The 23,805-nt window shown below is 64.0% G+C and carries 19 protein-coding genes and 1 pseudogene; 10 read left to right on the forward strand and 10 right to left on the reverse strand.

Going from position 1 to position 23,805, the window contains the following annotated elements; all coding sequences use genetic code 11:
- Positions 1 to 78: 78 nt before the first annotated feature.
- From sufB to ACPPVR_RS24130, 3 genes are all read right to left on the reverse strand, one after another.
- Entirely contained in the window at positions 79 to 1,575 is a 1,497-nt protein-coding gene (sufB, locus tag ACPPVR_RS24120; protein ID WP_426609068.1) for a Fe-S cluster assembly protein SufB, read from the reverse strand.
- A gap of 94 nt (positions 1,576 to 1,669) precedes the next feature.
- Complete coding sequence (locus ACPPVR_RS24125) at positions 1,670 to 2,827, reverse strand: cysteine desulfurase family protein (RefSeq protein ID WP_426609069.1); 1,158 nt, start codon at positions 2,825 to 2,827, stop codon at positions 1,670 to 1,672.
- Positions 2,828 to 2,871: 44 nt separating this feature from the next.
- Positions 2,872 to 4,074, reverse strand: a complete 1,203-nt coding sequence (locus ACPPVR_RS24130) for an acyltransferase family protein (protein ID WP_426609070.1) — start codon at positions 4,072 to 4,074, stop codon at positions 2,872 to 2,874.
- Positions 4,075 to 4,118: 44 nt separating this feature from the next.
- Between ACPPVR_RS24130 and ACPPVR_RS24135 the strand changes: the two genes are divergently transcribed.
- The 3 genes from ACPPVR_RS24135 (at position 4,119) to ACPPVR_RS24145 (ending at position 6,562) form a co-directional block, all read left to right on the forward strand.
- Positions 4,119 to 5,069 (forward strand): LytTR family DNA-binding domain-containing protein, encoded by a 951-nt coding sequence (locus ACPPVR_RS24135; protein WP_426609071.1) that lies wholly within the window; start codon positions 4,119 to 4,121, stop codon positions 5,067 to 5,069.
- A gap of 325 nt (positions 5,070 to 5,394) precedes the next feature.
- The gene (locus ACPPVR_RS24140; RefSeq protein WP_007591562.1) at positions 5,395 to 6,042 is read left to right on the forward strand and encodes an alpha/beta hydrolase; all 648 of its coding nucleotides are present in this window, start codon (positions 5,395 to 5,397) and stop codon (positions 6,040 to 6,042) included.
- A gap of 7 nt (positions 6,043 to 6,049) precedes the next feature.
- Positions 6,050 to 6,562: a DUF1697 domain-containing protein gene (locus ACPPVR_RS24145; RefSeq protein WP_426609072.1), complete on the forward strand. Its 513-nt coding sequence runs from the start codon at positions 6,050 to 6,052 to the stop codon at positions 6,560 to 6,562.
- A gap of 43 nt (positions 6,563 to 6,605) precedes the next feature.
- Here ACPPVR_RS24145 and ACPPVR_RS24150 read toward each other — a convergent pair whose 3' ends face one another.
- A complete protein-coding gene (locus ACPPVR_RS24150) occupies positions 6,606 to 7,283 on the reverse strand; it encodes a glutathione S-transferase family protein (protein WP_426609073.1) in 678 nt (225 codons plus the stop codon).
- Positions 7,284 to 7,378: 95 nt separating this feature from the next.
- Entirely contained in the window at positions 7,379 to 8,482 is a 1,104-nt protein-coding gene (locus ACPPVR_RS24155) for an anhydro-N-acetylmuramic acid kinase (protein WP_426609074.1), read from the reverse strand.
- A 166-nt stretch (positions 8,483 to 8,648) separates the two neighbouring features.
- On the opposite strand from ACPPVR_RS24155, the gene tyrS reads away from it, so the two are divergent.
- From tyrS to ACPPVR_RS24170, 3 genes are all read left to right on the forward strand, one after another.
- On the forward strand, positions 8,649 to 9,902 hold the full coding sequence (gene tyrS, locus ACPPVR_RS24160; protein ID WP_426609075.1) for a tyrosine--tRNA ligase: 1,254 nt from the start codon (positions 8,649 to 8,651) through the stop codon (positions 9,900 to 9,902).
- A 56-nt stretch (positions 9,903 to 9,958) separates the two neighbouring features.
- Positions 9,959 to 11,239: an MFS transporter gene (locus tag ACPPVR_RS24165; RefSeq protein WP_426609076.1), complete on the forward strand. Its 1,281-nt coding sequence runs from the start codon at positions 9,959 to 9,961 to the stop codon at positions 11,237 to 11,239.
- A 218-nt stretch (positions 11,240 to 11,457) separates the two neighbouring features.
- Entirely contained in the window at positions 11,458 to 11,895 is a 438-nt protein-coding gene (locus ACPPVR_RS24170; RefSeq protein ID WP_426609077.1) for a DoxX family protein, read from the forward strand.
- 164 nt (positions 11,896 to 12,059) lie between these two features.
- Here ACPPVR_RS24170 and ACPPVR_RS24175 read toward each other — a convergent pair whose 3' ends face one another.
- Positions 12,060 to 12,275, reverse strand: a complete 216-nt coding sequence (locus ACPPVR_RS24175) for a hypothetical protein (protein WP_426609078.1) — start codon at positions 12,273 to 12,275, stop codon at positions 12,060 to 12,062.
- On the opposite strand from ACPPVR_RS24175, the gene ACPPVR_RS24180 reads away from it, so the two are divergent.
- The gene (locus tag ACPPVR_RS24180; protein ID WP_426609079.1) at positions 12,258 to 13,952 is read left to right on the forward strand and encodes a methyl-accepting chemotaxis protein; all 1,695 of its coding nucleotides are present in this window, start codon (positions 12,258 to 12,260) and stop codon (positions 13,950 to 13,952) included. The two genes, ACPPVR_RS24175 and ACPPVR_RS24180, sit on opposite strands and share 18 nt — an antisense overlap.
- 169 nt (positions 13,953 to 14,121) lie before the next feature.
- On the opposite strand, the gene ACPPVR_RS24185 is transcribed toward ACPPVR_RS24180, so the two are convergent.
- Positions 14,122 to 17,922: a DUF3971 domain-containing protein gene (locus tag ACPPVR_RS24185; protein WP_426616172.1), complete on the reverse strand. Its 3,801-nt coding sequence runs from the start codon at positions 17,920 to 17,922 to the stop codon at positions 14,122 to 14,124.
- 204 nt (positions 17,923 to 18,126) lie between these two features.
- Here ACPPVR_RS24185 and ACPPVR_RS24190 point away from each other — a divergent pair, with 204 nt between their 5' ends.
- From ACPPVR_RS24190 to ACPPVR_RS24200, 3 genes and pseudogenes are all read left to right on the forward strand, one after another.
- Positions 18,127 to 18,819: a redoxin domain-containing protein gene (locus tag ACPPVR_RS24190; RefSeq protein ID WP_426609080.1), complete on the forward strand. Its 693-nt coding sequence runs from the start codon at positions 18,127 to 18,129 to the stop codon at positions 18,817 to 18,819.
- A gap of 111 nt (positions 18,820 to 18,930) precedes the next feature.
- The gene (locus ACPPVR_RS24195) at positions 18,931 to 20,298 is read left to right on the forward strand and encodes a peptidoglycan DD-metalloendopeptidase family protein (protein WP_426609082.1); all 1,368 of its coding nucleotides are present in this window, start codon (positions 18,931 to 18,933) and stop codon (positions 20,296 to 20,298) included.
- 53 nt (positions 20,299 to 20,351) lie between these two features.
- Positions 20,352 to 20,597, forward strand: a pseudogene (locus ACPPVR_RS24200) (O-antigen ligase family protein); the annotation flags it as partial.
- On the opposite strand, the gene ACPPVR_RS24205 reads toward ACPPVR_RS24200, so the two are convergent.
- The 3 genes from ACPPVR_RS24205 to ACPPVR_RS24215 form a co-directional block, all read right to left on the reverse strand.
- The gene (locus ACPPVR_RS24205) at positions 20,598 to 21,827 is read right to left on the reverse strand and encodes an ABC transporter substrate-binding protein (protein WP_426609083.1); all 1,230 of its coding nucleotides are present in this window, start codon (positions 21,825 to 21,827) and stop codon (positions 20,598 to 20,600) included.
- A gap of 108 nt (positions 21,828 to 21,935) precedes the next feature.
- Positions 21,936 to 22,847 carry a DMT family transporter gene (locus ACPPVR_RS24210; protein WP_426609084.1) on the reverse strand — a complete coding sequence of 304 codons (912 nt, stop codon included), beginning with the start codon at positions 22,845 to 22,847 and terminating at the stop codon, positions 21,936 to 21,938.
- Between the two features lie 79 nt (positions 22,848 to 22,926).
- Entirely contained in the window at positions 22,927 to 23,802 is an 876-nt protein-coding gene (locus ACPPVR_RS24215; protein ID WP_426609085.1) for a DMT family transporter, read from the reverse strand.
- Positions 23,803 to 23,805: the final 3 nt, after the last annotated feature.

Raw genomic sequence — 23,805 nt, forward strand, 5'->3', positions numbered from 1 at the left:
GGATGAGGCCAACAATTATTCCGGTATCCATCCTTCGAGACGGCCGCTTGCGCGGCCTCCTCAGGATGAGGTCGGCGATTAGCCAACCGACCCTTCAAGCGAGATCGAGATCAGCTTCTGCGCTTCCACCGCGAATTCCATCGGCAGCTGCTGCAGCACGTCCTTGACGAAGCCGTTTACGACGAGGCCGACGGCTTCTTCCTGGGAGAGCCCGCGCTGGATGCAGTAGAACAGCACATCCTCGGAGATCTTCGAGGTCGTCGCCTCGTGCTCGAACGTCGCCGAGGAGTTCTTGGCCTCGATATACGGCACGGTGTGCGCGCCGCATTTGTCGCCGATCAACAGAGAATCACAGGCCGTGAAGTTGCGCGCGCCGGTCGCCTTGCGATGCGCGGTGACGAGCCCGCGATAGGTATTCTGCGACTTGCCGGCGGCGATGCCCTTCGAGATGATCCGGCTCGACGTGTTCTTGCCGAGATGGATCATCTTGGTGCCGCTGTCGACCTGCTGATACCCGTTCGAGATTGCGATCGAATAGAACTCGCCGCTGGAATTGTCGCCGCGCAGAATGCAGCTCGGATATTTCCAGGTGATCGCCGATCCCGTCTCGACCTGAGTCCAGGAAATCTTGGAGCGGTTGCCACGGCAGTCGCCACGCTTGGTGACGAAATTGTAGATGCCGCCCTTGCCTTCCGAATTGCCGGGATACCAGTTCTGCACCGTCGAATATTTGATCTCGGCGTCATCGTGCGTAACGAGCTCGACCACGGCGGCATGCAGCTGGTTCTCGTCACGCTGCGGCGCGGTGCAGCCTTCGAGATAGCTGACGTAGGAACCCTTGTCGGCGATGATCAGCGTACGCTCGAACTGGCCGGTGTTGCGCTCGTTGATGCGGAAATAGGTCGACAGCTCCATCGGGCAGCGCACGCCCGGCGGCACGTAGACGAACGAGCCGTCCGAGAACACCGCCGAGTTCAGCGTTGCGTAGAAATTGTCCGAGGTCGGAACCACCGAGCCGAGATATTTCTGCACCAGCTCGGGATGCTCGCGGATCGCCTCCGAGATCGGCATGAAGATCACGCCGGCCTTCTTCAGCTCCGCCTTGAAGGTGGTCGCAACCGAAACCGAATCGAACACCGCGTCGACCGCGATCTTGCGCCGGGCCGGATCCTGATCGCCGGGCTTCGGCTCGACGCCCTCGAGCATCGCGACTTCCCGCAGGGGAATGCCGAGCTTCTCGTAGGTCTTGAGGATCTCCGGATCGATCTCGTCGAGCGAGGTGACCGTCTTCTTCGGCTTCGGCGCCGAGTAATAATAGAGGTCCTGGAAGTCGATCTTCGGATAGTCGACGCGCGCCCAGGTCGGCTCGGTCATGGTCAGCCAGCGCCGATACGCCTCAAGCCGCCACTGGAGCATCCAGGCGGGCTCGTTCTTCTTCTCGGAGATGAACCTGACGGTGTCTTCGGACAGCCCCTTGGGGGCTTTTTCGGACTCGATCTGGGTCTCAAACCCATAACGATACTGGTCGACGTCGATGCGCTTGACGCGCTCGACCGTCTCTTGGACGGCTGGCATTCTATCCTCCGCTCGCGGTTTCAAGGACCGCGGTGGATCAAACTCGGACGAGTATTACGATGTTTTTTTGCCGAAAGCACGCGCTTAGAACCATTCAAGCCGTGTTTCGTCGCTCTTCTCTAAGTAGGGTATTACCGAGCTTTCGCCAAGCCTCTAACGCCCTGTTGATGTCCTCGGGTCCCGTGGACCAGCCCAGACTGAGGCGCACTGCTCCCTGGGCCACGGTGGCATCATACCCCATGGCCGACAGGACATGCGACGGCTGGACCTTCCCCGAGGAACAGGCCGACCCCGAGGAAACCGCGATGCCTTCGAGGTCGAATCCGATCACAGCGGTTTCGGCCTTGAGCCCGGGCGCTGTGAACAGAACGGTATTTGGCAACCGCTCTGCGTCGTCCGCGAGGACGGTCGCCCCGGCAATCGCTCGAATGCCATTTCCCAAGCGATCTCTCAGGCTTGTCATCCGCTCCGCATCTTCCGGCAGAGCCTGAAGCGCGGCATTCACCGCCGCGCCGAAGCCGGCAATACCGGCGACATTCTCGGTTCCGGCCCGCCGGCCGAGTTCCTGTCCGCCGCCCCGCAGCACCGGCTCCAACCCGGCGATTCCCTCCGCCGCCACCAGCGCGCCGACGCCCTTGGGGCCGCCGATCTTGTGTGCAGAAAAGGTCGCAAGGTCGCTGCCTACCGCGTTCATATTGAACGCAATTTTGCCGAACGCCTGGATCGCGTCGACGTGCAGCAGGCCGCCGGCATCGTGAACAATCCGCGCCGCTTCTGCGATTGGCTGAAGCGCCCCGGTTTCGTTGTTGGCCGCCATGATGGAGACCAGCGCCGGTGGGCCGTCGCTGAGCAGTCCTCTGAGGTGATCGAGATCGAGCACGCCGGAGCGCGTAACCCGGATCTGGGCGATCCTATCGGCCGAGAAACGGCCACCTGACAGCACCGAGGGATGCTCGACCGCCGAGACCAGCAGCCGCTCGACAGGACCACGGGACGGGCCGCGCAGGCCGGGCGACAGCGCCAGCGCATTGGCCTCGGTTCCCGCGGAGGTGAACACGACGTTGCGCGGCAATGCCCCCACCGCCGCCGCGAGCGCAGCACGCGCCTCCTCGACCAATCGTCGGGCGTCGCGGCCCTCGGCGTGAACCGACGACGGATTGCCGACGAGATCCCAGGCCGCCGACATCGCCGCCCGCGCTTCGGCACGAAGCGGCGTGGTCGCATTCCAGTCGAGATAGACGCGGTCGGGCATTTTGCCGTCTTACCACCTTTTGCATTCCTGCCAACGGAACCCTGTCACGCCGGATGCGGGACCGCGCTGGTCGGCGCGGCAGCCGCAAGGCGCAATCCGAACAATGGCCGCAGCCAGTTGATCCGCCGCACCACCTCGTAGGTGACGACGCAAGCGAGCGCTGTCCCGACGATGACGATCGATGACTCGGCCAGAGCAGAAAGGCCGCTGCCGTGCAGCGCATGAGCGATCATGATGATCGCGGTCTGGTGCACGATGTAATAGGGGAAGATCGCATCCGTCAGATAGCGGCGCACCGGTCCGTCAGAGGTCGCAAGCCAACGCCTGGCAAAACCAAGCACCGCGACCATGGCCAGCCACTGGTAGGAGCCATAGGCGACGCGGGCAAACGCGCTCAGTGCCGACGGTGGGACCTCCGATAGGCCGGCGCCTGCGCGGACCAGAATGAAGACCAGGAAAAGTACGGCCGCGAACGCAAGCGCCGTCCAGCGCTGGCCCTCCATGTCACACCAGATGCCATCTTGTTTTCCCAGGAGAAAGCCAATCAGGAAGGCGGTGGCGTAGTCCGCGTGGTTGTACCAGTCGCCGAACAGCGCATGCGTCGACGGAAACGCTGGGAAGAGGAAGAGGCGCCACACCGCAAATACCAGGCACGGCACGATCAGCACCCATGGCCCGCGCAGGATCGCCGCAATGCGCGCGCCCAGCCACTCGGCTGCGCCGGGCCAAACCAGCAGCACACCGGCCAGCGCCATGGAGTAGACCCAGAGATAGACCACGAACCAGAGATGGTTCCAGGTCGGAAGCACGATGCAAGGGCTTGGGCAAAACTGCGACCCGAACGCGAAGTAGTGCTGCGTATAGAAATCGGCAAAGCCGTCGGGATAGCCGAGCGCCTCGACGATCTGGTCGTAGGCCTGCGGCGGCACGATCACCAGCATGCCGAAGATCAGGGGAATCAGCAGCCGCGCCGACCGTGCGCGGACGAAGGGCCCCAACATGGATTTGCCGAGCATGAAGCGGGTCGCCACCCCCGACACCAGGAATAGCAGCGACAGCCGCCAGGGGTTGAGGACCAGCATCAACGGCTCCAGCCAGGTCAGCCGATGCGCGCTCTTGATATGAAATCCCCAGGACACGTAGAGCATGCCGACGTGGTAGAAGATCAGCAGTCCAAAGGCTCCAATCCGCACCCAGTCGAGATCGATGCGCCGTTCCTTGGTCGAGAGTTTTTCTGAATTCGGCATGGCTGTCTCCTCCCAAAGCGTTCGCCAGGCAGGGATATCGGGCCATGGCTGACCTCCAGAATGCGCCGGAGCGGGAGCACGTCGAGATCGCTTGGGATCAAGACCGATTCCGAGGGGACGAGGCGAAGCCGGTTGGGACCAGCGGTTGGTTTGGCGGGATCGATCGCGGCGACTGGACCATGTTTGGCGCGATCGCGATCGTGACGATCGCCATCGCCGTCGTGAACGCGCTGTCCGCTGCACAGGATATTGCCAAGGGCGGTGGCCGATACGACCTCAGCCGGTTCCTGCTTTGGGAGCTGTCGAGCGCCGCGGTGATCCTGCTGTCGGTGCCGATCCTGGTACTGGCGGTTCGGCGCATGCGCCGGACACCAAAACTGGCCTCCCGCGCCGGGATCGCAGCGATCGCACTGGTGTCGTTCGCGACCGTCCACATCACCGGAATGGTCTGGATCCGGAAATGCGTGCTCTGGCTCGCCGGCGGCTCCTATGATTTCGGCCTCTCGCTCGAACGCGTGTTTTACGAGTTTCGCAAGGATTTGGTGACTTGCCTGCTGCTCTCCGCCACCATCTGGCTCATCGACAGCCGCCGCGAATTGCTGCGTGAGCGGCAGCGAGCGCCGGTCGCGACTGCCGCGCCAGCGCCTGGGACAACCGGGCCGATCTGGCTGCGCGACGGCAGCAGCCGGATCCGCGTCGAGCCGCGGGAGATTGTGTCGGTCTCCTCCGCCGGCAATTACATCGAGTACGGGCTTGCCGACGGCACCACGCATTTGATCCGGGGCACACTGGCTACGGCCGAAGCGGAACTGGCGCGCTTCTCCATCATCCGCGTCCACCGCATGCGCTTGGCCAATCTCGACCGGGTCACCGGCGTGGAATTCAAGCCGTCCGGCGATTTTGAGCTCATTCTGAACAATGGCGAGAGGCTTCAGGGCAGCCGCCGCTATCGCTCGTCCGTGGCATCGCTGGGCATTCCGGCCGCATCTACCTAAATCACTCCCGACTCCGCGATAAATCGACGCGATTTCAGAGAGTTACTTCGGCTGCGGCGCGTGGCCAACCTCCCGACGGCCGGTGGCGGGCGCACTGCGATAAGCTGCTAACCTCTTGAGCAAATTGCCGGATGTCGAAGATGCTTGCTTTTTGACCTACGCCTCATGTTAGAACGCGCGCGTCAGTTCACCGCGCGCCGCTCGCGCATCATCCGAGGGCGCCGCTCCACCCTTCCATTCGCGGCTTGGTCGGCACAGCAGCCGATGAAGTCCGTGCAATCGGTTGGTTGTTGAGGACCGTCTTCAAGGGATCAAGAGATCATCCATGCCTGAAGTTATTTTCACCGGCCCTGCTGGCCGCCTCGAAGGCCGCTATCACCCGGCCAAGCAGAAGAACGCGCCGATCGCGATGGTCCTGCATCCGCATCCGCAGTTTCACGGCACGATGAATCATCAGATCATCTACCAGTGCTACTACGCGTTCGCGCATCGCGGCTTCTCGGTGCTGCGCTTCAATTTCCGCGGCGTCGGCCGTAGCCAGGGCTCGTTCGATCACGGCACCGGCGAATTGTCGGATGCGGCAGCCGCGCTCGACTGGGCGCAGACCATCAATCCCGAAGCACGTGCCTGCTGGGTCGCTGGCTTCTCCTTCGGCGCCTGGATCGGCATGCAGCTTTTGATGCGCCGCCCCGAGGTCGAAGGCTTCATCTCGATCGCGCCGCCGGCCAATCTCTATGACTTCTCGTTCCTCGCGCCCTGCCCGTCTTCGGGCCTGATCGTGCATGGCGAGAAGGATGCGGTGGTGCCGCCGAAGGACGTCAACACGCTGGTCGAGAAGCTGAAGACGCAGAAGGGCATCGTGATCGACCAGCAGGTCATCCCCGGCGCCAACCACTTCTTCGACGCCAAGCTCGAGCCGTTGATGGAGACCATCACGGCGTATCTCGACATGCGTCTGGCGAACGTTCGCTAAGACATCAATGGGCTCCTTCGTCGCCTTGCTGCGTGCCGTCAATGTCGGCGGCACCGGCAAGCTGCCGATGAGCGAGCTCAAGGCCATGCGTGAGGAGCTCGGCTTCGCCGCCGTGCGCACCTATATTGCGAGCGGCAACGTTGTCTTCACAAGCCGCAAGTCGGAAGCTGCAATCAAGACCGCCCTCGAAAAGCGCCTGAACGCCTACGCCGGCGCGCCGCTTGGGGTGCTCGTGCGTAGCGCCGCCGAGATGGCACAAGTCTTGGCCGACAATCCTTTTCCAAAGGCCGCGCCCAACCGAACCGTCGCGATCTTCCTCGACAAGGCTGCGCCGGCGGACGCGCTCGCCGGCATCCGCGGCCAGAACAACGAGGAAGTCCGTCTCGGCCGCCGCGAGATCTACGTGCACTATGGCGACGGCATGGGCACGTCGAAGCTCGTCATCCCTGCCGCCAAGACCGGCACGGCGCGCAACATGAACACGATCGCGACGCTCGCTAAGATGGCCGCAGAGATCTAATCTTGCTTCAGCGCGGCCGCGGATGGCCCCGTCGGCTTAACGCTCAGGCAGCGAGCTTGAGCAGATGCGCATCGTGGCGCGCGAGGAAAGCCCGCAGCAACTGCGAATAGTCCGCGCTAACAGCGGTTTGAACGCTCGGACGCTTCGCCAGTTGTGCACGCCACGCCCACACCTTCGGCAGATCCTTGAAGATGCTGAGCTCGGTCAGCTCGTCGAACAGGTCAAAATAGCGAAAGATCGGGGCGAACACGGCGTCGACCAGGCTGAACGCCTCGCCGGCGAAGAACGGGCCTGCGCTTAGCGCAGCTTCCACGCGCGCGAACTTCGCCGACAGTGCCTGGCGCTTGCTTTCGAACGTCGCCGGGTCGGTCGTGGTCTCCAGTCCCCAGAGATCGCCGAGGATTGCCGAACCGAACTCCATCCACGCACGATGCTCGGCCCGCGTCAGCGCTTCCGTCGGATGCAGCTTCGCGCCTGCTTGCGTCTCCTCGATGTACTCACAGATCACGTTGCTCTCGAACAGCGCAACCTCGCCCTTGTCGGTTGCAACCACCAGCACCGGCACTTTTCCCAGCGGCGACAGTTTCAAAAACCAGTCCGGCTTATTGGCGAGATCGATGTCGATCCGTTCGAACGGCACGCCCTTCTCGTTGAGCGCGATCACGGCGCGCTGCACATAGGGGCAGAGCTTGTGGCTGATCAGTTTGAGCGATGCGGTCATGGCAAGATCCCGGCGGTTGGATGCAACTGCATCAAACATAGATGCATTTGCATGTATCCGTCAAGTTCGATGCGTCTGCATCGACCGGCCGTGACCTACGGCCGCGCGATCACCCCGCCCGTCATCGGCATCGGCACGCCCGTGGTGGCCGGATAGGACAGCGGCAGGCCCTTCAGGCCGCGCGCAGCGAGGAAGCCGAAGGCCTGCGCCTCGATGGCGTCGGAGGCCCAGCCGAGCGTCTCGGCGGCCTCGACACTGGCTGATCCCACGCTCTCCCGCAGCATCCGCAGCATGGTGAGGTTGCGGGCGCCGCCGCCGCAAACGATCCAGCTTCGTGGCCGCCGCGGCAACAACGGGATGATGCGAGAGATCGCGGCGGTGGTGAAGGCGGTGAGCGTCGCCGCACCGTCGGCCGGCGCGACATCGCCGAGCTTGAGCGCGGCAAAATCGTTGCGGTCGAGCGATTTCGGCGGCGGAGCTGCGAAGAACGGCAGCTCCAGCGCCCGCGCGATCCAGGCCTCGTCGACCTTGCCGAGCGCGGCGAACTTGCCTTCCGTGTCGAACGCCTGGTTCATGGTGCGGTACATGAAATCGTCGAGCAGCGCGTTGCCGGGTCCGGTGTCGCAGGCGATCAGCGTGTCGTTGCCGTCGATATAGGTGATGTTGGAGACGCCACCGATATTGACCACGACGATCGGCCCTTCGCGCTCCAGCGATTGCGCCAGCGCGCGGTGGTAGACCGGCACGAACGGCGCGCCCTGCCCGCCGGCCGCGACGTCGGCGGCGCGGAAATCGTGCATCACGGGAATATGGATCGCCTTGGCCAGCGCCGGCGCATCCCCGATCTGCACCGTCAGCCGCCTCTCGGGACGGTGCAGCACGGTCTGGCCGTGGAAGCCGACGATGTCGATCTCCTCCGGCTTCATCCGGTTCTGGGCGACGAAGGCGGCGACCGCCTCGGCATGGGCCAGCGTCACCGCGCGTTCGGCCTCGGCCAGAATCCCCGGCCGGGCCTCGCGTTGCGGCAGGTGGACAGCTTCGGAGAGCGCCTGGCGCAGCAGATTGCGCTCGGCCGGGCTATAGGGCCGGTAGCCGGACGGTCCGAACGCCTTGACCTGCTTTCCGTCGGTTTCGATCAGCGCGACGTCCACCCCGTCCAGCGAGGTTCCGCTCATCAAACCGAGTGCCGTCAACATCATGGATCAGCGTCCTCAATAGACCCCACTCTGGCATGCCGATCTTGTGCCAGAGGGACACATCTTATAATGCCTCAGCGCCAAGTGGCGGGCGGCAATCGAGTTCCCACGGAAAACCCTTAAATTGCTCCCAAAACAGTAAACCAAGAATTGTCAGGTTCGCCGACAGATGACTGTATTTAAATCGGATTTCCTCAATACCCTCAAGGAACGTGGATTCATCCACCAGTGCTCCGATTTCGAGGGGCTGGACGCACTCGCCGCCAAGGGCGAGGCGATCGCCTATGTCGGCTACGACTGCACCGCCCCCTCGCTGCACATCGGCAACTATTTGACCATGATGCTGCTGCACTGGTTTCAGCAGTCCGGCAACAAGCCGATCACGCTGATGGGCGGCGGCACCACCATGGTCGGCGATCCCTCCGGCAAGGACGAGACGCGCGCGATCCGCACCGTTGCCGAGATCGAGGCCAACAAGGCCTCGATCCGCGGCGTGTTCGCAAAAGTGCTGCGCTATGGCGACGGCAAGAGCGACGCCATCATGCTCGACAATGCGGAGTGGCTGACCAAGCTCAACTGGATCGAGATGCTGCGCGACGTCGGCCGGCACTTCTCGGTCAACCGCATGCTGACCATGGATTCCGTGCGCCTGCGCCTCGAGCGCGAACAGGAGATGAGCTTCATCGAGTTCAACTACATGGTCTGCCAGGCCTACGACTTCGTCGAGCTCGCGAGGCGGACCGGCTGCCATTTGCAAATGGGCGGCTCGGACCAGTGGGGCAACATCATCATGGGCGTCGATCTCGGCCGCCGCATGGGTACGCATCAACTGTACGCGCTGACGACGCCGCTGCTGACGACCGCCTCGGGCGCCAAGATGGGCAAGACCGCGCAGGGCGCGGTGTGGCTCAACGCCGACCAGTTCTCGCCGTATGATTTCTGGCAGTACTGGCGCAACACCGAGGATGCCGACGTCGGCAAATTCCTGAAGCTGTTCACGACGCTGCCGATGAGCGAGATCAAAAAGCTCGAGGCACTCGGCGGCTCGGAGATCAACGAGGCCAAGAAGGTGCTCGCGACCGAGGCGACCGCGCTGCTGCACGGCCGCGACGCCGCAAACGCAGCGGCCGAAACCGCGCGCCGCACCTTCGAGGAAGGCGCACTCGCCGAAAGCCTGCCGACGGTGGAAATTCCGCGCGGCGAGCTGGAGGCCGGCATCGGCGTGCTCAACGCTTTCGTCAAGGCGGGCCTCGTCGCCTCCAACGGCGAGGCACGGCGCCAGATCAAGGGCGGCGGCCTGCGCGTCAACGACGAAGCCGTCACCGACGAGAAGATGACGCTGACGCCAGCCAGTCTCACGCCGGAGGGCGTGATCAAGCTGTCGTTCGGCAAGAAGAAGCACGTCCTTCTCAAGCCCGCATAGGCGCATGAGCTTTTGATGCTTGTCAGGGCGCGCCGAAGCGCGCTCCCTGGTGGGCAATGGATCAGAACACGCCCAAGGAAACTTCCAGGGAAACGTCGAAGGAAACTTCGAAGGAACAGGGGAGCACACAGCAAGGTGCCGTGCGCACCGCGCTCGTCGTGCTCGCGCTGTGTTTCACGCTGGCCGTGCTCGGCCGTGGCCTCAGCGAAAGCTTCACCGTCTTCCTCAAGCCCATCTCCGAAAATTTCGGTTGGGATCGGGCGCAGGTCGTCTCGATCTATTCGCTGACCTGGCTCGTCAGCGGACTGACCGCACCGCTGGTCGGACGGCTGTTCGACCATTCCGGACCGCGCATCGTCTATGCACTCGGTCTGCTGCTGCTCGGCTCCGCGTTCCTGATTGCGGCGCATGCGCAATCGCTCTGGCAATTCCAGCTCTCGATCGGATTGTGCGTCGGCATCGGCGTCGCCTTCATCGGCAACGTGCCGAACTCGATCCTGCTTGGACGCTGGTTCGGACCACGGCTGCCGACCGCGATGGCGGTGGTCTATTCCGCCATGGGCGGCGGCGTGCTGGCCCTGCTGCCTGCTTCGCAGCTCCTGATCGATCATCTCGGATGGCGCGAGACCTACCAGTTGTTCGGTTTCGCCGCACTCGCGTTGCTGGTGCCGCTGATGCTGCTGCCGTGGCGGCTGTTCGCGTCGGGTTCGCCGCATGTCAGCAAGAAGACCGATCCCGATTTCGTCGATCACGGCTGGACGCTTCTCGCCGCTATGCGCCACCACGCCTTCTGGGCACTGTTCTCGACCTTCTTCTTCACCGCCGTCGGCATGTATGCGATCGCAGCGCAGATCGTGGCCTATCTGATCGATGCCGGCTTTCCGCCGCTCCAGGCCGCAACCGCCTGGGGTTTTTCGGGCGTCGTGCTGGTGTTCGGCATGCTCGGCGTGTCGGCGCTCGACGGGCTGATCGGGCGCCGGCCCTCGGTGCTGCTCAGCTACGCGATCTCGATCCTCGGCATCGCCCTGCTCTGGATGTTGCAATATTCGCCGAACCTCATCCTGCTCACCGGCTTCGTGGTCTGCTTCGGCAGCATGATGGGCTCGCGCGGACCGCTGATCACGGCCACCGCGATGAAGATCTTTCGGGGCAAGCGGGTCGGCACCATCTACGGCACCATCTCGATCGGCAGCGGGCTGGGCTCGGCCTTCGGCTCTTGGAGCGGCGGCCTGATCCATGACGCGACCCACGGCTACAACGCACTGCTCGTGTTCGCACTTGCGAGCGTGGTGCTCGGGATGATCCCGTTCCTCGTCGTGCCCGCCTTGCGGCGCTAGGTGTATCAGAGGTAACTTGCACGCCTTCGCGCCACCGGGAAATTACGGATCGGCGTGACGCTAGCGCGCGCAAAAAAAATCCGAATCGCGCGGCTGAAACCCCGAGCTGCGGTGTTTTGTCCGACATGACAAAAATGTCAGCTGGAATCGACCTTGTACGGCTTGCAGCGTGGAACTGAATGCGGTCCAAGTCGCAGCATTGGATGGAGGGCAAACCAATGAACTTTACCTATCTCGCTCGCTTTCAACCGGTTCTCTTGAGCCTGTTTCGCTTCGTCACCGGACTCCTGCTGTTCCAGTATGGCGTCGCCAAGCTGTTCAAGTTTCCGGTGCTTCCCTACTTCGCCGACATTCCGCCGCTGATCTACGCGGCCGGCACGATCGAGCTCATCCTCGGCGCGACCCTGATGCTCGGCCTGTTCACCCGGCTCACGGCCTTCATCCTGGCGGGTGAAATGGCCTTCGCCTACTTCATGGGCCACGTGATGAAGACCGGCACACCGGTGCTCCTGCCGCTGCTCAACGGCGGCACCGCAGCGATCCTGTTCTGCTTCGCCTGCCTCTACATCTCGGCCGCAGGCGGTGGCTCGGTCAGCGTCGATGCGCTGATAGGCAAGGAGAGCGACGCAGCCAGCGGCGCCTTCGCGCGGCGCTGACGCGCTCGCGATCAACGCGCAAGCAAAGATGGCGCCGGCGGATTGCCGGCGCCATCTCAGCGCGCCCCGAGCAGGTTCCAGATGATGGCCAGTGCAGCCACGAGCAGCACGGACATGATGATGCGGTGAACGAATCGGTTCATTGCCAGTCCCGTCAGGCTCCCTCAGCCACCAAAGTCTAAGATCGATTTGCCAGGACGCGTGCGCGCCTGCACGCGCGCACGCGTCATTTTGCCTGCACAGTTGCGCACAGGGCTGCGAACGGTCTCCCGCGCGGCCGGCGACTGCACGCCTATGTTCATGATTGGTAAGAGGTTCATGTTACCAAAGATGACAATAACAACCATTTTGTAGAGGCTGCGATGACGCTGCTGAGCCATCTGAAGATCCGCACCAAGCTTGCCAGCATGGTCTGTCTTGCGGCGCTCACAGTCACGGCCATCATCGCGGTATCAGCCGTGCTCAGCAAGAGCCGCATGATGGACGACCGGGTCCAGCAGATGAAGGCCGCGGTCGATCTGCTCCACAGCCTCGCGCAGACCTTCCAGGATGACGCCGCCGCCGGCAAGATGCCCCTGGACGACGCCAAGCTCCAGTTCCGCCAGCGCGCCCGCACCATGAAGTTCGGCGGCGGCCAAGGCTATCCTGTCGTCTACAACGCCGACACGTCAATTCTGGTCAATGGAGCCAATCCGCAGCTCGAGGGCAAGATCACAGGCGCGACGGACTCGAATGGCGTCTTGATTGCCGACGCCCAGCTGAACGCCGCCAGGCAGGCGTCCCAAGGCGGCGTCACGTCCTATCTGTACCCGCGCCCCGGCCAGACCGAGCCCGTCCGCAAGACAGTGTTCGTACGCCAGTTCACGCCCTGGAACGCGACGATCAGCTATGGCCTCTATGTCGACGATATCGACGCCGACGTGCGTGCGCTCACGCTGGAGCTTGGCGCGGTCGGCATCGGCCTGATGCTGCTGATGGCAACGTTGTCCTGGCTGATTGCCCGTGACGTGCTCAGCGCGCTCGACCGTCAGAAGAACCGCATGCAGGACATCGCCGACGGTAACCTCGGCAAGCCGGTCGAGGAAACTGACCGCGGCGACGAGATCGGCCGCATGGCCGAGACGCTCGAAGTGCTGCGCAAAACCGCACTCACGGCGCGCGCGCTGGAAGCCGAACAGATTGCGGCGAAGTCGCGCAGCGAGCAGGAGAAGCGCGACGCCCTGATCTCGCTCGCCGATCGCTTCGATGCGTCCGTCGGTCAGCTCGTTGGCATGATGGCCTCGGGCTCCGGCGAGCTCGAGACCACCGCCAAGTCGATGTCGTCGACCGCGGAGGGCACCAACCGCCGCGCTGCCGTGGTCGGCTCCGCGGCCACCGAAGCCAGCCAGCGCGTCCAGACGGTCGCGGCCGCAGCCGAGGAGCTTTCCTCCTCCATCACCGAAATCAGCCGCCAGGTCGCGCAGTCGGCCGAAGTCACCGGCCGCGCGGTGGACAGCGCCCGCCGCACCGACACCATCGTGCGCGCGCTGTCCGACGGCGCCCAGCAGATCGAGCATGTCGCCGAGCTGATCTCGAGCATCGCGGCGCAGACCAATCTGCTCGCGCTCAACGCCACCATCGAGGCCGCGCGCGCCGGTGAGGCCGGCCGCGGCTTCGCCGTCGTCGCATCTGAAGTGAAGTCGCTCGCCAGCCAGACCGCGGAAGCCACCCGCGAGATCGGCGACAAGATCACCCAGATCCAGGGCGCGACGAAGGAGGCCGTTGACGCCATCGGCGGCATCACCGCCACGATCGAGGAGGTCAGCCGGATCGCGACATCGATCGGCGCCGCGATCGAGGAGCAAGGTGCCGCCACCGCCGAGATCGCCCGCAGCGTCTCGCAGACGGCGGAAGCGACCAGGGAAGTCACCACCAATATCGGCGGCGTCAGCACCGCGGCGAACGAGACCGGCAACGCCGCCGGCATGGTGCTCGCCGCTGCGTCAAACCTCTCCAAGCAGGCCGAGCAGCTCTCGGGTGAAGTCGGGGCATTCCTGGCCGGCGTGCGCGCGGCGTAAGCTGCGGGCGCCGCAATCTCCACGTCGTTATGGCCAGGCATAGCCGTCCAAAGGACGGCGTCGCTTCCGCTCGCCTATGTCTCGGCTATCCACGTTCTCCGCGCTTGAAGGAACAAAGTTCGTGGATGCCCGGGACAAGCCCGGGCATGACGACCGCTTCAGCTTCGGGCTAACGCCGTGCGAGGCTGCAACCGCTCGACAGCGGCCTTGGTGATCCGGTCGGGCTGTCGCCTGACTGCGCCGATGGCAGCTCGTCGATTGGCGTATTCTGCTTGCCGGTGTTGAACTCGAAGATCTTGCGGAACAGGCCCGGCGCCATCGCCGAGATCGGGTTGACGCGCATCACGGGCGCGGCCGGCGTGCCGACGACTTCGTAGGTGACGCCGATCAATCCCTCGTTGTTGCCACCGCCGAGGAAAATACCGAACAACGGGATCTGACCGAAGATGTTGTTCACACCGTATATCGGCACGAAGGTGCCGCTCATGCACACCTGGTTGCCGGGATAGTCGATCGAGCCCTCGATGGTGCCGCCGATCATCGGTCCTTTCACCACACCGTTCCGGACCGTGAGTGCGCCGTTCTGCCGGGTGAACTCGGAACGCAACGCGGTGAAGGCCACGCCGCCTTGCGCGCCGTTGGGGCCGCCAGCCGCGACGCGATCGAGCTGATCCATTCCCTTCACGGTGAAGTCGCGCACATTGATCAGGCCTTCCCTGGCCCCAGGCTCTGACGTCGGCGGCTCCATCGCCACCACGATCTGGCCGCCGAAGACCTTGTTGGTGGTGTCGGTGAAACGCAGCAATGCGCCGGCGTCGTCGGTCTGGAGATAGATCACCTCGCGATTGCCCTGCGCGCGGCTGCCGCGCAGGTCGGCGCTCACAGGCGTATTCTGGCCGATCCTGCCGCTCAGCGCGAAGGCTTTGACCGCGCCAGCGCGGCGCGACATCTTGGCGTCAACGCTGCGCATCGCCTCGCCGTTGAAGCCTGCGACCGCGCCGAGCTTCACGTCGATGTCGAAATCGACGTTCTTCATCTTGTTCTTGGAATCGTCCTTGGAATTGCCCGAGATCGCCGACTTCAGGAAACCACGCCCGTCGAAGACGTCGCCGCGCATCGTTCCCCTGACCACGCCGTCCTGACCACGCTCCACCTTCAATGACGTCTTGTCGCCGTCGGACGGCGAGTAGGTCGGGAAGTTCGCATTCATCAGATCGCCGTTCGGGTCGACTTCGAGCGTGCCCTTGATCGAGGCGCCGCCGCCTTCGATGACGATGTCCTCGAGCCGGGTCGATTGTGCAGTCGGCACCACCTTGAACGTGGCCTTGCTCGGTTTGCCCGGCAGCTTGACCCAGCCAGGAAGAATGTTGTCGAGCCTGACCGAGGTCAGGTCGGCCTCGATGCCGAGCTTGGTCGTCTGGTCAGGACCGCCGGCAATCTTGCCCGACAGCTTGATCGGCACCGACCCGCTGACCGCCGGGCTGAGGTCGAAGCCCAGGCGCGCACGGCTGGCGTCGTCCAGCGTCGTCTGCAGCTTGACGTCCGCATCGCCATCGGTCGCCTTGCGGTAGTCGAGCGAGGCCGCTTGCCCGTTGATCTTGACGTCGCCCTTGACCTGGTAGCCCTGGTTGTTGGCGACGATCTTGAGGTTGTTGGCCTCCAGCTTCTGATTCATCACCAGCTTGTCGGCGGCAAAGCCGTTGAGATCGGCGGTAACGGCGTAGGTAGTGTCCGCCTTGGTCAGCTCGCCCTTGACCGGCAGGCCAAGCTGGATATTCGCGGTGAACGTGCCCTTGGCGGTGTTGGGGTCGACGACGGTCGACGACAGATCGCTCAGGCGATCATTGGCGAGCATTTCGGCCGCAGCGGGCACGGGACCATCGACACGGAATTTGGTCCGCGACGGCGAGGGTTTCGGCGCCATGTCCGGCACCTCGAAGGTGAAGTCGGAGATCGTGACCTTGCGGCCCGCCGGCGTATCGGCAATGCCCTGCCCGATCGTCACGGTCGCCGTGCGCCCGGTCACACGCGCCTTGAGGTCGGCATCGTGCACCACCGGCATGCCGTCCACGGGGCGGACCGCGACGCCGCTAGCCACGATGTTGACCGACAGGCCGTCGTCGGGAATTGGCGGTCCCCTGCGCGGAAGGTTACGCGTCGGCGAGTTGATACCGACCTCGATGCGCTGGAGCGTGCCGCGCTCGATCCGCTCGATCACCCATTGGCGCAACTCCGGCACGACCAGCGTCGGCCACATCCGCTTCAGCGCAGAGGCCGACATCGGCGTGCCCGCAAAGCCGAGCGTCAGGCGCGGCTCGCCGGAATAGTCGATCGCACCGGTGCCGGCGACGCCGATCTCGCCGTTGGAGATATCGGCTTGCGTCAGCAGCAGGCGCTTGTGGTCGGTGTCGAAGCGGAAACCGATCGCGATGCGGTTGAAGACGAGCGGCGGCTCGTTGTCGATGCCTCCGAGCAGGATCGACCCGCCGCTGAAACCAAGCTGCCAGTCGTTGATGGTGCCGTTCGGCGGCTCGAGATGGGCCAGCAGCGTCAGGCGGTTGGCGCCGGAGAGGATCTTGAACGGCGCGACCAGCACCCGCCGGCTCGCATCCCATTCGACATTGATCTCGGCCGAGTCGATCGCCATGGGAAAGTCGGGCGTGTCGGTGTCGATGATGTTGCCCGCGCCCATCGTGACCTTGCCGCGGAAGAAGGTCGGCACGCCGTCGCGGCCAAGTTCGCCCTTGAGCTCGCCGGTCAGAGGCAGGTCGGCGGTGTAGGTCAGGTCCTTCACCCGCAGCGCCAGCAGGATGTTGGCGGTCGACACCTTGTCGGCGCGGATGTCGATCGAGCGCACGCCATTCTCGCTCGGTCCGATCGTGGCGCGCAGGGACCACGGGCGCGCACCCTCCTCGCCGAAGCTGAGCGCGACGCCGCCATGGGTCGGCCGGCGCAGGTTCAGCGTGATGTTCTCAAAGGTCCATTTGCCGCCGCGCTGCTGGTCGTCGACGATCAGATTGCCGTTCTTGAGACCGATCTCGTTGAGGTTCTGGCCGTCGAGCCCGGTCAAGCTCAGGCTGTCGAGCCAGTCGAGGCCCTGAAGAATTCCGCTCTGCGCGGTGGGTTGAGGCGCGGTCTGAGAGGCGTCCGGGCTTGCAGGCGCAGTCCCGAAAGGTGGCGGCGGGACCCCGTTACGCGGGAATGTCGGCGGCAGGCCCGCTTCTCTCTTGGACGCGACGCCGGTTGCGATTGGTTTGGCCGTGTCGCCGGCGGACACCGTGACAGTCCCGTCGGGTGCAATCCGGATCGCAAGCTCGGCATCGACGAGATTGAGGCTCTCGGCGCGGAGATGCCCCGTCAGGAGCCCTGCCCCCGACAGCCTCACCTCGGCCTTCGGCGCACTGGCGACGATGGCATGGTCGTGGTCGCGAACGACGATGTCGCGGATGCGCACGGCGATCCGGATTCGCCCGGCCCGCTCGATCTGGGTGCCGCCGACCTCGACGGTGTTGCCGTGGCCGATATTGTCCTCGATGGCGGCGGCGAGCCAGGGCGTCGCCATATCGAGATTGATGGGACCGGCGCCGAGCCGCCACCACAGCGCGCCAAAACAGCCGACGAAGATGACGATCAGCGCGCCCAGGACAACGGCGAGCCGGCGAAGCCAGCGTCCGCTCGGCAGCCCCCGGCGAAACGACGAGAAGAAGCTATCACCGACGCGGAAGCGCGAACTGGAACGCGACAACAGGCGGCGCGCGCGATGGCCCGCCTCCTCCTCCTGATCCGGATCCCAATCGGCCTCGTCCCATTCCGGCGGCTCGTATCCGCCGCCGCGCCGATCGAAATCGCGAGTGTGATCTTGGGGCGACGTATTCCTTGCCATTGCCTCACGATACAGGCGCCCGTCGAAGGACTGAGCGCCGCCCGGACCGCAGCCGTCGACAGGGATCGAAGCTCCCCGCCCCGGCATTGCCGCCATACCTCGACTATTCCTGCTGTTCGTCATTTCGCCCCGGGAGCGCGTTCAACGAGCAGTGGGGTGATGCGTGGAATTCCTTGTAACCATACTCCGGCGTCGTCAAACTTGCCCAGCCGAGGGCACGAATCCGGCACGCCGGACGAGAGCTGCAATACCGCTTCGGTTGACCCGCCGAAAGCGACGAAAGGAAGGCGTATGTCCAAGAAATCCCGAAAGAAATCGTCCAAAACGCCCTCCGGCAGTCCGACCGCTAAAAAGAAGGCCCCGAAAACACGGGCAACGACTCAAACAAGCCCAGCGAAAATACAGCGGGCATCAGCAGGCAAATCAAGCAAGACAACAGCCAAGGCAGCATCGCATGAGGCCCCATCGAAACGGTTAAAATCTTCTGAAAAGGCCTCTAAGCCCAAAGCCGGTTCCGCGCCAGCTCTGGCCGAGGGCCAGAAGGCTCCTGGCTTCCGCCTGCCCCGCGACGGCGGCAGCGTGGTGACGCTTGCGGATTATGCCGGCCAGAAGCTCGTCCTGTTCTTCTACCCTCGCGCCGACACGCCGGGCTGCACCCGCGAGGCCATCGACTTCACCCGGCTCAAGGACGCCTTCACTGCTGCCGGCACCACTGCGCTTGGCATCTCCGCCGATCCGTTAAAGGTCCAGGAGAAGTTCCGCGACAAGCACGGTCTCGGCATCCCCCTCATCTCGGATGAGACGCATGAGATGCTGGAGGCGTATGGCGCCTGGGGTGAAAAATCCATGTATGGCAAGAACTTCCTGGGAATTATTCGCACAACGGTGCTGGTTGGGACCGACGGCAAGGTGGCGAAGGTCTGGCGCAATGTCCGGGTCGACGGCCATGCCGACGAGGTGCTGGCTGCGGCAAGAAGTCTTTAACCAGCCCGTTAAATTCGAGGACTCCCGTTTCCGGAAAATTAACCATGACCGGCCCAGATTGCTGCCGCAATTAAGCCGTCAGGAACCGTTCCGACCGGCGCGGGAGTGCCGATGTCGAAAAGTTCTGCCCAATATACGCAGTACCCCCAACATCATTCCCACGACCACGGACGGGCCTTCCATCGCCGTCCCGCCGCTGCAGCCGCAGCCACTCCTGTCCCCCTTCCCGGCGCCGACGACGCCTACACCATCCTGCATCACGGCAAGCAGGTCCGTCTGGGGCCTGTGGTGTTCTGGATCGTGGTCGGCACGGTCGTGCTGCTCGGGCTGTGGTCGGCCGCGACCGCCACCTATTTCGCCTTCCGCGACGACGTCCTGACCCGGCTGATCGCCCGCCAGGCAGACATGCAATACGCTTATGAGGATCGCATCGCCGAGCTGCGCGCCAAGGTCGACCGCACCACCAGCCGGCAGCTGCTCGATCAGGAGCAGTTCGACCAGAAGCTCGACCAGATCATGAAGCGCCAGACGGCGCTGGAGTCCCGGGCCACGGCGCTCGGCGCCATGCCCGACGTGACCGGATCGATCCCTCGCTCGACACCGCAGCGTGGCGACGCGAACCAGGCGACGACGCAGGGCACGCCAAAACCGTCTCCGATCAGCGACACCGTGATCTTCGTGGCGCCGCCGGATCGCGAGGCGCGGCTCGAATCGCGGGCACCGACCGTAATGGCCACGCCGGTCAATCAATTCGCCAAGAACCAGGGCTTTGACAACGTGCTGGTCCGCCTCACGACCTCACTTGACCAAGTCGAGCGCCGCCAGGTCGCGGCGCTCAGCGCCGTCGAGGAAGGCATGGATGCGCGGATGCGGCGGATGCGCGGCGTGGTCAGCGATCTCGGCCTGAACATGGCCAATCTCGAGGCGGCTGTGCCGCGCGCCGCGATGGGCGGACCTTTTGTGCCTGTCAAACTCAGTGCCAATGCAGGGCCGTTCGAGAAGCAGCTCTATCGCATCAACCTCACGCGCGCCGACATGGACCGGCTCAACCGCACGCTCGCACTCGTGCCCTATCGCAAGCCTGTCGTCGGCGAGGTCGAATTCACCTCCGGCTTCGGTGTGCGCAGCGATCCCTTTCTCGGTCGGCCCGCGATGCATACCGGTCTCGACTTTCGCGCCGCGACGGGCGATCCCGCGCGCGTCACTGCCAACGGCAAGGTGGTCTCGGCCGGCTGGTCCGGCGGTTATGGCCGCATGATCGAAGTCGATCACGGCAACGGGCTGTCGACCCGCTACGGCCATCTCTCCGAGATCAGCGTCAAGGTCGGCGAGATCGTGAAGATCGGCCAAGTCATCGGCCTCGTCGGCTCAACTGGACGTTCGACCGGCCCGCATTTGCATTACGAAACCCGCATCGACGGCGAAGCTGTCGATCCGCAGAAATTCCTGCGCGCTGGCGTGCGCCTCAGCGCGGGCTAAGCCTGCGTCGCGCCTTTTTTTGACGGGGCTCGGCCCTCCTTAGCGCCGGCCGCAACGTCGCGGTGCAATGGGGCCTGCTGGGTATCGTCCTGCTCTATGCGATGTGGATCGCCCATCTTCGCCTGTTCACAGGCGAAGGTCTTGCGGCCTGGATCGGACTTGTCGTCGTGGCGCAAAATATTGCGAGCTCAGTTCTGAACTCGCATCTGTTCGATTTCCACGAGGGCTGGATCTATGTGCTCGGCGTCGGAATTGCCGGGGGCATGGCGCTGAAAGCGAAGGCCGGCCACCAGCCCTGACTACTGGCTGCGCTCGTGGCCGACTTCGCCGGTGATGACGTCGCCGAACAGCTCCCAGGCCTGCCCGTTGAAGCGCATCAGCTGCATCTGCTCGATCGGGAAATAGTCGTCGGCTGAGGTGTTGACCATGATGCCGGGCAGCATCAGGTCGGTGTGGAAGTCTTTCAAGTTCGCGGCCTGCTTCATGACGTTGTCGCGGGTGAGAGTGTCGCCGCATTGCTTCAGCACCTGCGCCATCGCCTCGGCCTGCACATAGCCATAGAGGTTGTTGGCATTGGCCTTGTCGCCTTCGGGATAATATTTGTCCATGAACCCACGCCATTTCACCACCGCCGGATCCTTGTCCCAGGTCGGATCGGTCGGATCCTTCAGATACGCGGTCGAGATGATGTCCTTGGAATAGTCGAGGCCGGCCGGCTTCAGTACCGAGGCGATCGAAGTGGCGGTGTTGCCCAGGAAGAATTTAGGCTTCCAGCCGAGCTCGCCGACCTTGCGGATGGCCTGTGCCGAGCCTTTTGGCGCGGCCCATGAGAAGAAGATGTCGGCGCCGGAATCGTGCAGCGCAACGATCTGGGAGTCGATCGAGGGATCGCTGACCTCGTAGGATTTGTCGGCGATGATCATATTGGCCTTGTCGCCGAGCCCGTCCTTCAGGCCCTTGAACTGGTCCTTGCCGGCATCGTCATTCTGCCAGAACACCGCGATCTTGCCGTTCGGGAAATTGTCGCGGATATACTTTGCGTAGATGCGACCCTCGCTCTGGTAGTTCGGCTGAAAGCCCATGGTCCAGGGGAAATTCTTGGAATCGCCGAACTTGGTGCCGCCGGACGCGACGAAGAGCTGCGGCACCTTCTTGGCGTTCATGTATTTCATGATCGCGGAGTTCGAGGGGGTGCCGAGCGCCTGGAAGATCAGCAGCACCTCGTCGCTCTCGACCAGCTTCCGCGCCTGCTCGATCGCCTTTGGCGGTGAATAGGCGTCGTCATAGCTGATGAAATTGATCTTGCGGCCGCCGATCCCGCCCTGGTCGTTGATCATCCTGAAGAAGGCGGCCTCGGTCTTGCCGATCACGCCATAGGACGACGCCGGCCCGCTATAGGGCATGATGTTGCCGATCTTGATGTCGGTATCGCTGGCGCCGGGATCGTATGTCTTCTGCGCAAAGGCCGGTGCGAGCACTCCGGCGGCGAGTATGGCGAGGGCAGCAAGACTTCCGCGACGACCCGGCATCGTTCTCTCCCCAATATTTGTCGTTCTTGTTTTGACAGAGTGTCGCAAGGCGGCCGGCCGCTGGCAAGCGACAGGATTTTCCGCAAGGTGAAACGCGGGGTCCGAAACTTACGCGACGCGCTGCAGCATTTTCACAGCCCGCCCGTCGATCACGAGCAGCGCGCTGCCGATGACGATCGCGCCTGCGATCTCGCGCATGGAGATCGGCTCGCCCAGCACCAGCCATCCCAGAAGGATGGCAGTCACGGGAATGAGCAGCGTCACCAGCATGACGTTGGTCGCACCCGAACGCCGCAGGATCTGAAAGAACACGATGTAGGCGAGCGCCGTCGACAAGCTGGCCAGGCCAAGCACAGCAAGCCAGGTCGCAATGCCCGGCATCGGAAGACGCCACGGCTGCTCCATCGCGCCGGCGACGACCGACATCATCACCGTGGAGGCCATCAGTTGAAAGGTTGCAGTGCCAAGCGGCGGAGAGTCCTTCAGCAGCCGGCGCGCCGCCAGTGCCGCGAGGCCATAGCTGAACGCGCCGCCGAGGCAGAGCAGAATGCCGAGCCCATGCCCGGTACGCGACTCGACGCCCCATCCCCTCAAAATGATCACACCGGCGAGCCCGAGCGCCACGCCGGCCACCCGGCGCACCTGCAGCGCTTCCTCACCGGCCGACGCCATCACGAGCACGGTGAACAGAGGCGTGGTGGCATTCAGGATGGATGCGAGTCCGCTCGGGATGAAGGTCTGGCCGATCACGATCAGCGAAAACGGAATGACGTTGTTGAGCAGCCCGATCACGACGAACGGTTTCCAGCCCGTCGCGCTCTTGGGAAGACTGATGCCGTGCATCCTGAGCAGCGGCAGCAGAATGGCCGCGCCCAGCGCCACGCGCAGGAACACCAGGGTGAACGGCGGCAACTCCCGCAGCGCCGCGCCGTTGAAAAAGAACGAGCCGCCCCAGAGGATCGAGAGCACAGCGAGCAGCGACCAGTCTCGCGCGTCGATCCGGTTATCGTTGGGGGGCATGGCGTCTCACTTCAGCGGCTAGCCTCCGCCTAGTCCAGCGCGATGGAAATTGCCACCCGATTTCCGAGAAGAACGTCGTCTAGGAACGCGCGCGTGTCCGCGCATCCCCGGCGATGTCGGCAACCACCGCCCCGATCACCAGCGCGGCGCCAATGAGCGCGTGCACCGCAGGAATCTCCCGAAAGGCCACCCAGATCCAGAACGGCATCAACGGCGTTTCCAACGTCGCGATCAGCGAGGCCTGGCTCGACGGCAGCAGGCGTGAGCCGAGCATGTAGAAGGTCAGCCCGAGCGCGACCTGAAAGCAGCCAAACATCGCAAGGATCGCAAGGCTGTTGCCGCTGACATGGGCGATATCGTGCGCGAACGGCAGGCTGACCAGACTTCCCAGGAAATTCGACAACGCCGCCGCCGCGACCATCGACGTCTCCCGGTGGCGCCGAATGACAACCGTCATGGCCGAGATGGCGAGCACCATCAGGCAGCTCAGCGCCACGCCGCCGACATCAGCCCCGGCTTCGATGCCACCGACTGTGATCGCCACGCCGGCAAAGGCAACGAGACTCGCGACGAGCGTTCGCCATGTCGCGGCCTCGCCAAGCCACAGCCACGCCAGCGCCGCGGCGACGAAGGGCTGCGTCGCGATCAGCACGGCGACATTCATCACCTTGGTCATCTGAAGCGCGGGGATGAAGGAGACCATGCCGAGCGTGGACAATGAGGCGACGAGCAAGCCGCCGCGTCCCGGCACCACCAATTGCCGGAGGGCCGCGGGCCCCTGCATCACAACGAGAAACACCGTGATCAGGCTGCCGCCGAACAGGCCGCGCCAGAACAGAATGGTCCAGGGATCGAAGGGCAGCAGCCGCGTGAAGAACGGCGCCGAGCTCCAGGCAATCGCGGCAGCGATGACAAGGGCAATGCCGAGACCGCGTTCCGAACGAGGCTGCCCCATGTG

The organism is Bradyrhizobium sp. McL0616, assembly GCF_049993385.1.
GTDB lineage: Bacteria > Pseudomonadota > Alphaproteobacteria > Rhizobiales > Xanthobacteraceae > Bradyrhizobium.